The organism is Paenibacillus sp. Soil750 (genome assembly GCF_001428045.1).
GTDB lineage: Bacteria > Bacillota > Bacilli > Paenibacillales > NBRC-103111 > Paenibacillus_E > Paenibacillus_E allorhizoplanae.
Map to the genome: position 1 here is coordinate 471,203 of NZ_LMSD01000012.1, position 12,394 is coordinate 483,596.

Below are 12,394 nucleotides of genomic sequence, written 5' to 3' on the forward strand. Positions count from 1 at the left end.
GAAAGGCATTCGGGTTCAATTCCGTCTTGTGTTTGGGAGCAAATCGTCTCGTAATTGGCTACATGGAACTTCCAGTAGACGAAAGTGCACTTTTTAGGAGACGATTTGCGACCTCTTCTTCTAGTTATGACTGGCTCTTCCGAAACTCACCAGGCAGCATGCCCGTTAACTCCCGAAATACCTTACTGAAATATTTTTCATTCGGATACCCAGCCTGTGTGGCGATCCATCCAATGGATTTGTTCGTTTGTGTAAGCATGGCTTTCGCGTGATTCACTCGCACTTCACGGATAAAATCATTACACGTTTTACCCGCAATATCCCGAAAACAACGGCTGAAATAGCTGCGGCTCATATTCACCCTTTTCGCAATATCCGGCAATAAAAGGTCGTGTTGAAACTCCGCATGAATTATATCGACGGCCTTCCATACACTTGCATTTACTTCTGGTGAGTAAGGTCCCTCGTCTTCATCCGCGAGCGTGGTCACAGGAAGAGGTTGAACTTGTGTATCTCTAGTTCGCATATGTTGCTCTGCCATCTTGTTCACAATTCGCCTGAGAACCTCATCCATGTGCTCATGTTCAAGCTCGACCTTCGTTATGTAATCCAGCGCCCCCAAACGAAGTGCTTCCTGGATAAGTTCGAAATCCTGATGAAACGTCAAAACGACCATGCTGATGTCCTTGTACTTCTCTTTCACGGCCCTCATTAGATCAATACCCGACATGACAGGCATCGCTAAATCTGTGATGAGCAAGTCAACTTGATTATCCGCAAGAAACTCCAAGGCTTTCTTACCATTCCCTGCTTCGCCTACAACTTCTAATTGATGCTCCCGCCATGGCATCATTGTAATGAAACCTTTACGTACCAAGTGATCATCGTCTACAACCATAACTTTTATCATAAGCCAACTCCTCCTATTGGAAGACGAAGAACGATCGTCGTCCCTGCACCGATTGTACTTTCTATATGAAAACTGGCTGCTGGTCCAAATTGGAACTTAACCATACGATACACATATTGAAGTCCAATGCCCATGCCTACCTTCTTTTTCTCTATCGTGTTTTCACTCATTAATTGCGTGATATCTTCCTCTGTCATGCCATCTCCATTGTCTTTCACTTCTATAATGACATGCGAGAAGCCATCTTCGATTACACTTACTTCAATCACACCATTGTCACCCAAGCCATGATATAACGCATTCTCTACTAGCGGCTGAAGAATAAATCGGGGAACTGCCAATTCAAGAGCTTCAGAATCTGCATGAATCTTCACATCAAAATGAAAATTATAGCGGATCCCTTGCAGCTCGACATAATTTTTCAGAGCCTCAATCTCATCTTTAATTCGTGCAGGTCCGCCTTTACCCAGGTTATAATAGAGCACTTTATTCAAAGTAGATACCAACCTGTCAATATCCTTCTGTCCATTGGCACGTGCCAGCCATCGAATCGTATCCAATGTATTATGAATAAAATGAGGATTGATTTGGGTCATTAATTTCTCAACCTCAAGAAAGGCTTTACTCTGTTCTTTCTGCTCAACCTCGCTAATGAGTTCAAAAATGCGACTTCTCATTTCAGCAAACTCTCTGTAGATCATAGAAAACTCTGAGATTTGCGATTGTCTTCTAGGAAATACCTCATTATTGCTTTTGACATTGCGAATATCCGTACTGAGCAGGTTCAGCGGACGATACACGGTTCGCCAAATTAACCAGGCAATAAAGAAACTTGCGATTAACGTTAAAATGGCAAAAAACACAAACTGTTTCATCCATCTATATACTTCGAGGTTATAGACCGAATTGGGAACCGCAGACATCACTTTCCATGTTTGGTTACTTGCTTCTTCGAACATCCGATATTTGCCTGTGATATCCTTATTCGAATCGTCAGCGGCATACACCATCCCCACTGGGAAGTCTTCAGAATTCTCGCTATATACAATTTTTCCGTAATTATCCAGGATTAGATGCACCAAGTTACCGCCGAATTGATCATTGTCTTTGAGAATACTTTCGGCTAATTTAAAATTCGTTTCAATATAGACATACACATCATCACGATCTGGCAGCTCTACTTTACGCAAAATCGAAAGCACTTGATTGCCATCAATTGGATTTAGAGATAGGTGCGGTCCCATATACGTAAGTTTATCGAATTTGATGAGGACTGGAAGATTCTTAAGATCATGCTTATCATTCACACTAAAATTCTCAAATAGCACCTGATTGTCATTCTCAAAATAGTAAAACATCAAACCCAGTGTAGGGTTCGTAAAGTGAATCAATCCTAATTCACTTCTGATCTCGTCGTTCAATCTTTTCTTCTCATAGATATCAGCCGACAAATACGTTTCAAGACTTTTGCCCACTCTACCGTCAAAGGCAAGCTGCTGGGAAGTGTGATTCAACTGGCCTATGGTATCCTCCAACATGATCCTGACTTGATGCAAATTACTAAGGGCACCGCCCTCCGCCTTATTTTGCAAAATGGCATACATAGAGAAATAGGAAATGCTTCCAATTAAAATTAAAGGTGCAAGCGAGCTAATAAACAGAATTATGATGAGCCGAGATTTTAACGAATGCGGCTTCGGTGGTAATGCAAATTTCTTCCATGTTGTCATGATTCAGCCTCGCTTTGTCGTTATTTAATCTTGTCTTGCCTAGTATACAAAACAAATAAAGCGCTAACAACCGTGGTGACAATTGGAGTTTATACGTAGATAAGTCATAAAAACAAGAATCGTGTCACGTCCCCCGATAGAGGGATCCTAACCACTGCACTATACTGGAGGGTGAATACGTTAGTTCTAATAGTTTACTGAACAGGGAGGCATTGGAGTCTATGATTCATAATTCCATTTACGAGCAGCTGGCCGACGGCAGTGCCGGAATCGGCAATTGGCTCTTTCGGGAAGATCGGGAAGCCGTACGCAGTCGAATCATGTCCGAGCCCGAATTCCAGCCGATTCTTGAACGATTGGCTGCGGATGGAGAACGATTTCTCGGGCAGCCTATTACGGAATTGCCCTGGACGCTATTCCGCCGAGTTTGGGAGGATGGCTTCCGCAAAACATATGAGCCCGTCTATTTCTCCAGGAGACAACGTCTAACAACTTTTGGCTTGTTGAGCTGGCTAATGCCTGAACGCTCCGATTACCACGACGGACTTTTGGATACGGTGTGGGCCATTTGCGGAGAATTTTCCTGGTGCGTGCCGGTCACTTTTGACAGCCCGCCTGGACTTAGAACGGATCGATACTCCGTGCATGAGCACAATGTGCCGGACCCAGGAGTCGGGATTGATCTGTTTGCTGCGGAGACTGCTTTCGCACTGGCTGAGGTGATGATGCTGACGGGGCATCGTTGGCCAGGGACCATTCGCGATCGTGTATATAGAGAAGTCTACCGCCGCGTATTTACACCTTTTCTAGTGAATGATTATTTCTGGGAGCATGTGCGTAATAACTGGGCGGCGGTGTGTGCCGGTTCGATCGGCGCTGCAGCCATCTACTTAATTGAGGATAAGCAGGAATTGGCTCTCGTATTGAACAAATCGCTGCCTACGGTCAATTTGTTCTTGGAGGGCTATGGAGAAGACGGTGCCTGCTTGGAAGGATATATGTATTGGGGGTATGGATTCGGTTTCTATACGTATTTCGCAGAGCTTCTCTCCCGGAGAACCAACGGAGCAGTAGATTTACTCGCCGTTCCTAAGGTGAAGCAGGTAGCCTTATTTCAACAGAACTGCTTCCTTCACGGTCGCAAGATCATTAATTTCTCCGATTCGCCAGAGGAATCTGATGTGTACATCGGGCTGACCCATGAAATGGCACGGAGGTTTCCGGAAGTGCAACTCCCTGAATATACATTTCAGGACAAGGCGGTTTATGACCATTGCGGCCGATGGGCGCCTGCGTTTCGCAATTTGATTTGGTACGAGCCGAGAACGCAGGGGGAAGGATGGAAGGCGGAGTCGATCTATCTAGCGGATGCGCAGTGGATGGTATCGCGAGTCGAGAAGGAGGAAGGCATGTTCAGCTTTGCCGCCAAAGGCGGTTATAACGATGAACCCCATAATCATAACGATGTCGGGCATTTCATCGTCCTAGCTGGGCAAGAGACGTTCCTGGCTGATATAGGAGCTGGGTTTTATACGAAGCCGTACTTCGCGCCCGCTACGAGGTATTCCTTTATTTGCAACAGTGCGCTGGGCCACTCTGTCCCTATGATGGATGGAGTTAGCCAACAGGCTGGTGCAGCATATAAAGCAACCGTACGACAGGCCGAGATTACTGTCGACTATGACCGGTTCGTCGTAGAGCTGCAGGATGCCTATGATATCCCGGGACTGCTGAAGCTAGAGCGAAGCTGGACTTGGCATAAAAACGCCGGACTGCCTAGGTTGGATCTGGAAGATCACTATGTGTTCTCAGAAAGAGCAGGCGCTGCGTTAACCGAGCGTTTTATTTGCCAAGTACAGCCTAAGGTTGCGGGAGCTGGTCGGGTCGAGCTCGTGGGCGCTGCGTTCAAACTTGTATTGAGCTATGACGAAGGATTAATGGAGCCAGTCGTGGAGCCGCTGCCCTCCTTGAACCATTTTGGCCAAGAAAAGATGTACTACGCGTTGAGTATGAGGGTACGCGTGACGGACGATTTGGAGCGAAGGTTGCATTTCGCGTTTCATTTTGAACAGCTGGCTTAACATTTACATGGAGAATTAGAGCCTAGTGTTGTGTGAACCTGATCCAGCAAGATAGCTTTGCTTATAACCAAAGTCCGCCGCCTCCCGATCAGGAGACAGCGGACTTTGGCTTACTGTATTAGCTCAATTCCTTTCATACCAATACCCCGGAACCCCACGGACAAGCCGCATTAACGCCTCCATGTAGAAGTAGTCCCCCCAGATGACGAAGTCATCTGGAGACATGCCTCCTCGTACATGGTAGGAACCGTGACGCAGCAAGCCTTCTGCATCCGGATCCTCGCTGGTTAGGTAGTTCTCCGTCAGCGACTTCATGCAGCGAAACACCGCGCTTACGAATCGCTCTCGGTCAGGATCTCCTTCCGGTAAGCAGTCTACAAGCTCCAGCATACCGCAGCAGGCAATGGCCGTAGCCGAGCTGTCTCGTGGCGTTCCCGCTTCAATAGGTACCTCAAAGTCCCAGTACGTCACCTGATCGGCTGGAAGACGCGAGATGAAATAAGCAGCCATTCGACGCGATACCTCCAGGTACACCGGGTTCTTCGTGTATTTATATGAAAGAATAAATCCGTAAATGCCCCAAGCCTGTCCGCGCGTCCACGTTGAGCCATCATTATAGCCCTGGTGCGTACCGCCCCCAACCGGTTCACCGTTCTCCTGGTCAAAATAGAACGTATGGTACGAGGAATCATCCCCACGTACAAGATATCGACGGCTCTTCTCCGCGTGCGCAAGCGCAACTTCCAAGTACATCTTATTGCCAGTCTTTTCATACGCCCAGTACAAAAGCGGAATGTTCAGCAGGCAGTCGATGATGATGCGGCCGCCATTTTTGGGATCGCCGGCAGGTCCCCAAGCCTGAATGTATCCTCCAGCAGGACGCCACCTTTTCACAAGTACATCCGCTGCCTCTAACCCCAGCACCTTTGCCTCTTCCTTACCTTCCAGCATCCACCACGCCACCGCCGACGGCAAATAGAGAAATCCAATATCATGGTGATCTAACACCTTGAATGTATCAAGTCGATGGCGGAAGCTATGCACAGTACGTACAGCGGCATCCCGGAACTTCAGGTCTCCAGTTGCTTCATAGCTGAGCCACAGCATGCCAGACCAGAATCCTTCGGTCCAGTCCTGATGATCACTTCTTTTATAATCACCGCCATCAAGTCCCGTCCAAGGGAAAAGATTCTCGAATTTATCTATATTTCGCCGTGTTTTCTCCACAGCATGCGTTAACGCTTCCAACCACATCGTCAAGCGCCCCTTTTCTATTAATTAAACCGCTACCCTTTCACAGCCCCAACCATAACGCCCTTGATAAAGAAACGTTGCAGGAACGGATACACACAAAGAATAGGTAAGGTCGCTACAACAATGGTAGCGTACTTGATCGTCTCCCCAATCTGAAACATATCTCCACCCGTCCCAGAGGACATACTATCTGTTGAATTTGAAATGAGAATCTCACGCAGAATAATTTGCAGCGGAAACAGCTCCCGATCCTTGAGAAAGATTGAGGCGTAGAACCACCCGTTCCATTTGTCGACTGCATAATACAATGCGATTACAGCGAGCGTAGGCAGGGACAATGGGATAATAATACGGAATAACAATACAAAATGATTCGCTCCATCGATCTTCGCCGACTCCTCCAAAGCATCCGGAATGGAGGCGAACGCCGTCCGCATGATGATGAGATTGAATGTACTAACAGCAAAAGGAATGATCACGGACCAGAGGGAATCCAGCAAACCCACGCCTTTGACAATAAGATACATCGGGATCAACCCACCGCTGAAGAACATCGTAAATAAAATGGCGAACATGATATATTTGTTCCAGAACACGTTTTTGCGGGAAAGCACGAAAGCGCCAAGCGCTGTCAAAAGTAGATTAAAGGCAACACCAACAATAACGATAAACAACGTATTTCCATAACCTACGATAATCGCTGAATTGGAGAAAACGAGTTTATACGCCTCCAAGTTAAAACCAAGCGGCCGCCATAATATACCTTCATGAGACACAATCTGATCAGCGTCACTGAAAGAGGCGAAAAGCACATGAAGCAGCGGGTAAATCGTGGCGGCCATTAGCAAGGTTAACAACGTATATATGACGGCATTAAAGATCCGCTCTTCCCACTTCGATTGGATAGACATCCGGGCACTACCTTTCTTCTTAAAATCAAACCCCGTTTCAACCTGCTAAGCAAGCTACCACAAACTATTGTCAGTAACTTTTTTACTGAACCGGTTCGCTGCTATCAACAGCAACAAATTCAAAACAGAATTGAACAACCCGACAGCAGAACTGTAACTCCAGTTAAATTCGAGCAAACCTTTCCGATACACAAAGGAAGAAATGACGTCTGACGTTTCGTACACGACTGGATTGTACAATAGAATAATTTTTTCAAATCCGACATTCAGCAAATTTCCAGATCGGAGAATAAACATAATGACAATGACCGGCAATATACCCGGCAGGGTAATGTTCCGTATTTGCTGCATGCGTGAAGCACCATCGATGCGCGCTGCCTCATACTGTTCCTGATCGATGCTTGTGAGTGCAGCCATATAGATGATGGACTCCCAGCCGATACGTTGCCAAATATCCGAGATCACATAGAGAGAACGGAATAATTCTGGCTTTTGCAGCATCGCCTGACCATCCGTACCCATCACCGAAACGAAGAATGTATTAATAAAGCCGCCACTGTTCGTAAAGTCCTTAATCATCCCGCAGATGACGATCATCGAAATGAAATAAGGCATGTAAGTAATGGACTGAGCTGTCTTTTTGAAGGTTTTGTTTTTCACTTCATTTAGAAGCAGGGCGAGCAGAATCGGCATCGGAAATTCAAACAAAAGTGAGTACAAACTAATAAGGATCGTATTTTTAAAAATGCGCCAGAAGTAGAAACTGTTAAAGAAGCTCTCAAAATGGGCAAAGCCAACCCAAGGACTGTCCAAAATGCCTTTCATGGGCGAGTAATTTTTGAAGGCGATCATCGCTCCATACATCGGCGCATAGTGAAACAAGACATAATAAGCAAGCACGGGCAAAATCATCAGATACAAATATTTATTCGTGATAAAATCTTTCGCAACGGTTCTACGTAGGGAACCGGCACGGGACGGAGCAACGGGGGTAGCAGTATTCTGCAGGTTCCGGTTCATGCACAGATCTCCTTTTTTTATAAGTGAGGAGAGGCTTTGATGGAAGTCATCGCCTCTCCTTATGCAACGGATTAACGCTTGTTGTAACGATCAAGTGCCGCTTTCTGAATCCCGATAGCACGTTCGATCTTCAGCGATTTGATTTTATCAACATACTTATCGAATGAATCGATCGGCTCTGAGCCCAAAATAATTTTCAACGACATTTCATCCACTAATGTTTTCACGTCGTTCATAATCGTCGCGAATTCCGAACTTTCATCCGGTGTAGGCGTAATTGGCGGCAACAGGTATTTCTCTGCATCGGTTTTCGACCATACCGTGATCCCGTCTTTTTGCTCCGGCATCGTCAAGTATTGTTCGATATAGCGCTTATCTTGAACGAAAGGACCGTTGTAGCCGCTGCGTGCATACATCGCCAACGCTTGTGCAGGAGCCAACTTATCCGGATTCTTCATAACCAAATCTGTATACGTTGGGTAGCCGTTTTCCATTTTATAGCTCACGCCTTCGATCCCGAAGTTAAAGAAGTTGTGCCCTTCTTCACCATACGCGTAATCAAGTAGACGCACGGCCGTTTCCACATTCTTCGAGTTGGCCGTAATCGCAACGCCGCCAGTTGTCACAAAAGAAAAGTCTTTTTGCCCAAACTTTGGCTTGTCACCACTCTTCAGAACTGGGTATGGCGCTGGCGCGAACTGAGCTTTCGGTTCTTTCTCCTTGACGATCGGCTGCCATTTACCAATGCCCGCACCGGAATTCCACACCGTTGCTCCACTCTTGCTTGAAGTCATATTGGAGTCCATCGTTTTGGTATCCACAGTGGCTATATTTTTGTCAATTAATCCCTCTGCATACCACTTCTGCATCGTTGCTAGGAATTGCTTATACCCAGGCTCCATGGGGCCATATTTGATTTTCCCATCTTCTTGATAGAAGTTCTTGATGACCCCAAAAGCCCCGGTGAATGCGCCGCCATCCAAGCCAAATAGAGCTGTAGGCATACCTAAGAAGGTAAGAGGGGCTGCAACACCTTTCTTCTCTTTAAATGCTTTGAGCACATTGTACCAATCATCCATCGTTTGCGGCATCGGGAGTCCCAGTTCATCCAACCAGTCCTTACGAATAATTGGCCCTTGATACGTTTTCAACAGATCGTCTCCGCGAATGAACGGAAATGCGTAATAGCTGCCGCTGTCCGTTTTAATTTGCTTATCGACTTCGGGATGCTCCTTCAAATACTTCTTTAAATTCGGGGCATACTTATCCATCGCATCATTCAGTTTAAGGATATAGCCGTCGTTGATCGCCTTTTCTGGACCACCTGGAAAACCAGAACTCCACACGTACTCGATCATATCCGGAAGCTCGCCTGAAGCCAGCAATACGTTCAACGCTTCCTTCGCCTGATTCGCAGGCGGTTGAATGAATTTCAAATTTACACCTGTCCGCTTCTGCCACTCTTGGAAGAAAGGTACCTCTTGGAATGTCGGCTTCACGCTTCCGATGTTTCCATTGAGCTCCGCCCAGTAGGTGAGTGTTTTATCCGTTTTCATCGGATAGCTGAATGTACCTGTCGTTGTCGCAGGTGTTGGACTTGCCCCATCCTTCGGTTGTTCCGTTGCCGTCTCCTTGGAACAGCCCGCGATAACGGAACCTGATAGAGCTAGCAAAGTTGCCAATGTTACGATCTTTTTTGTAACTTTCATATTGCCTACCTCCCTTTTCATTTGACAGCGTCTATGTAACGCCTCGGTCCTTACAGCCTTCATATTGCCGCTTGCGATCACAAAAAGATATAACGAAAAGTTCCAATTTCATTGTTAAAACAAGCTTGTTTATCCACAAAATCGCCAATTTCCATGTCATTTTAATACGGAAAACGGGCAACCACCTCGTGGCCGCCCGTCTACCCCCGCAGCTCACGAAATTTGCCCGGCGTAATGCCTTCGAACTTTTTAAATACACGGATAAACGTCGCCGCTTCATTAAAACCAACTTGCTTGCCAATTTCCACAATCGCTTGATCCGTGAAGCCCAGAAGCGATTTGGCCTGCTCAATGCGAACGCGGTTAATATAATCGAGCAGCCCCTCGCCTGTTTGTTCCTTGTATAGCTTGGACAGGTAGCTCGCTTTCAATTGAAACTGCTCTCCAAGCATCCCTACATTTAAATCCATATCCTGATAATGCGTTTCTACATAGACATTTACTTTAAAAATCAATTCCCGCAGCGATTCCGAGCGCCCCTTTATTATGCTTACGTCCAGTTTGGCTGCCGTGTATTCACACACATCTTCCAATAGCAGGTTTAGCTGCTCAACCATTTCCTTAACCGTATCACTGTTGGCCATCGTCTCCATCCAATTCGGATGCTGGGCTAGGAAGCTTTCATCCACTTCCCCAAGTTCATGGATTGTTTTCATCATCGTGGAGATCAAGTTAAACATCAGCGTACGAACCAGTGTCACAGAGGTTACCGATTTGCCGTAATTGCGCTCAATAACCTCGTCTAGCACTTCTCTTGCGCGTTCCAAATCGCCTATTTTAATAAAATTCATCAATCGCTGTTCAATCTGCAACGGGTAGTAGTAGCCCGTCATAGGTTCCTTGTGGAGCTGATCATAGGCAATAATTTTCTGCTTGCCCAGTATGAGTTTATATTCCATGGCATCCAGCGCTTCTTGATAAGCTTGGGAAATGCCAGCAATCGTCGCTTGTACTCTCGAAATCGATAACGTGAGTTTCATCCGGTATCGTTCGAATAGAAACTGTTGCGCCTCTTCGGAAATCGAAACGAGCTGCTGCATACGACCTTCCTCGTCGTCTTTCGCGAAATTCACAATGCAAGCCAACATATCGCCAACTTCTGCTACGTACCCTCGATGTCCACGCAAACCAACCAATTCTTCCACCACATTCGTTAAAATGAACTGTGCCAACCGACTTTTCTCATGTGGCCCAATAGATGAAATACTGATATTGACTTCTTCAGGCGCTTCCATAAAAAATAATAAAACGGCAAAATGATCGGAATGCAGCTCAATTTGATGCGAAAACAGCGCCTCTTGGAGCGGGATAGGTCCATCCAGCCGACCTTTAAGCAGTCGCGCGAGCATATTGGAACGCAGCATATTATGCTGCTGCTGCAGTTGGACTCGTATCGCTTCTTTTTCACTGAGCGTATCGGAGACTGCACGGTGAATAAAGCTGAGCTCATTCCCTTCTTGTTGGGTTCCATTGCCCCTTGCCGCTTCAGCCCCGGCTAGCACTTGCACTAATCGCTGGATAGGCGAGTAATTCCTGCGCATGAAGAAGAGCGTTAAGATGGCCGCCCCGACGAGACTAATCAGGACGCTAAGGTACATCACGTTGCGGACATAGACAGCTTTTTGCCAATACAATTTGCTTGGAATAACCGATATATAAGTGAGTTTAGAGACTTCGGAATGGAGATAATAAATCTCCGATTGCTCGTCGCTCGTTTTGTTATAAATAACACCACTTTCCCTCGCACCTAGTTGATCCAGAATTGAGGCTGGGAGGCTTGTACTTGTATTGGACAGCAATACGTGGTGCGCTTCATCCAGCAGGTACACGTCCCCGCCGCTAAACGATTGCACTTTGGCAATCGCTTTATTGAAGCGTTCCACATCGGCCATAACAACTACTGAACCCGTCGGTCTGCTGATCGCCCCAGCAGGTAGACGAGTAATTAGCGCCAATGCTTGCTTGGAATACATGTTGTCTTTGCGAGGCAGCATCGTAAAGGTCGTGCTCCTATTCTGCTTTACCAACTTCAACCAATCTGCATAGCTGATTACACCTGTCTCATGAATGGTTTCGAAACCAGCTTGATAATCCCGGGTACTCCCGGGCAGCAAAACAGTATTCTCCCCCTCCCATGTTACATAAAATTGATCCACAGAGGCATAGGAAGTCTGATACATTTGAAATTCTTTCGCAACTTGATACGCCGTATATTGTTCATCACTGCTGGACAATCGCGTATAGATCAAACTCTGTACTCGCGTATTCCAGGTAAGCTCCATGCTTAGCCGCTGCATCATCTCAATTTGAGAATCTATGGTTTCTCTCACTTGTTGGAGCATGGTATCATTAGCGCGATGAATTTCACCGCGCAACGTATCGCTTGATTCCCTATATAAAATTAAGCTCATAAGAATTGGAATAAAAAAGACAGCACTGTACGAAATGAGCCATGTAAAAATAACACTTTTGCGCTTCTTCCATAGATTGATTTTGATCGGCATGCGCTCTCTCCTTTGGGGTGTCGTCTAGTAGGTAAGCATTCCGTTCTTTTCCCCATACTTCGTATTCTTTCATATTGCTAAATAGCCGTATAGTGTGGATTTCTGGCAATACGACTCCCTCCATTATGACGGTTAACCCCTAAGAAAGGGAATGTCTATTTTGTCCAATTGCGTTGTTAAAAATAATTACGTTTTAATGCAAAAGAAGGAGCCAT

8 protein-coding genes are annotated in these 12,394 nt (G+C 46.1%); 1 reads left to right on the top strand and 7 read right to left on the bottom strand.

Annotation, left to right across the window (positions count from 1 at the left end; genetic code table 11):
• Window positions 1-124 precede the first annotated feature (124 nt).
• Window positions 125-910: a response regulator transcription factor gene (locus ASL11_RS14355; RefSeq protein ID WP_056615243.1), complete on the bottom strand. Its 786-nt coding sequence runs from the start codon at window positions 908-910 to the stop codon at window positions 125-127.
• Window positions 907-2,640 (bottom strand): sensor histidine kinase, encoded by a 1,734-nt coding sequence (locus ASL11_RS14360; RefSeq protein WP_056615246.1) that lies wholly within the window; start codon window positions 2,638-2,640, stop codon window positions 907-909. Before ASL11_RS14360 ends, ASL11_RS14355 begins: the two co-directional genes overlap by 4 nt.
• 221 nt (window positions 2,641-2,861) lie before the next feature.
• Between ASL11_RS14360 and ASL11_RS14365 the strand changes: the two genes are divergently transcribed.
• Window positions 2,862-4,721 (top strand): heparinase II/III family protein, encoded by a 1,860-nt coding sequence (locus tag ASL11_RS14365; protein ID WP_056615247.1) that lies wholly within the window; start codon window positions 2,862-2,864, stop codon window positions 4,719-4,721.
• A 123-nt stretch (window positions 4,722-4,844) separates the two neighbouring features.
• Here the strand turns inward: ASL11_RS14365 and ASL11_RS14370 are convergent, their stop codons facing one another.
• The 5 genes from ASL11_RS14370 to ASL11_RS14390 form a co-directional block, all read right to left on the bottom strand.
• Window positions 4,845-5,975, bottom strand: coding sequence for a glycoside hydrolase family 88 protein (locus ASL11_RS14370; protein ID WP_200962430.1), 1,131 nt, complete (start codon window positions 5,973-5,975; stop codon window positions 4,845-4,847).
• A 32-nt stretch (window positions 5,976-6,007) separates the two neighbouring features.
• The gene (locus tag ASL11_RS14375; RefSeq protein WP_056615253.1) at window positions 6,008-6,886 is read right to left on the bottom strand and encodes a carbohydrate ABC transporter permease; all 879 of its coding nucleotides are present in this window, start codon (window positions 6,884-6,886) and stop codon (window positions 6,008-6,010) included.
• Between the two features lie 54 nt (window positions 6,887-6,940).
• Window positions 6,941-7,906: an ABC transporter permease gene (locus tag ASL11_RS14380; RefSeq protein WP_056615255.1), complete on the bottom strand. Its 966-nt coding sequence runs from the start codon at window positions 7,904-7,906 to the stop codon at window positions 6,941-6,943.
• Window positions 7,907-7,977: 71 nt separating this feature from the next.
• Window positions 7,978-9,615, bottom strand: coding sequence for an extracellular solute-binding protein (locus tag ASL11_RS14385; RefSeq protein WP_056615258.1), 1,638 nt, complete (start codon window positions 9,613-9,615; stop codon window positions 7,978-7,980).
• 200 nt (window positions 9,616-9,815) lie between these two features.
• Window positions 9,816-12,179, bottom strand: coding sequence for a helix-turn-helix domain-containing protein (locus ASL11_RS14390; RefSeq protein WP_056615259.1), 2,364 nt, complete (start codon window positions 12,177-12,179; stop codon window positions 9,816-9,818).
• Window positions 12,180-12,394 lie beyond the last annotated feature (215 nt).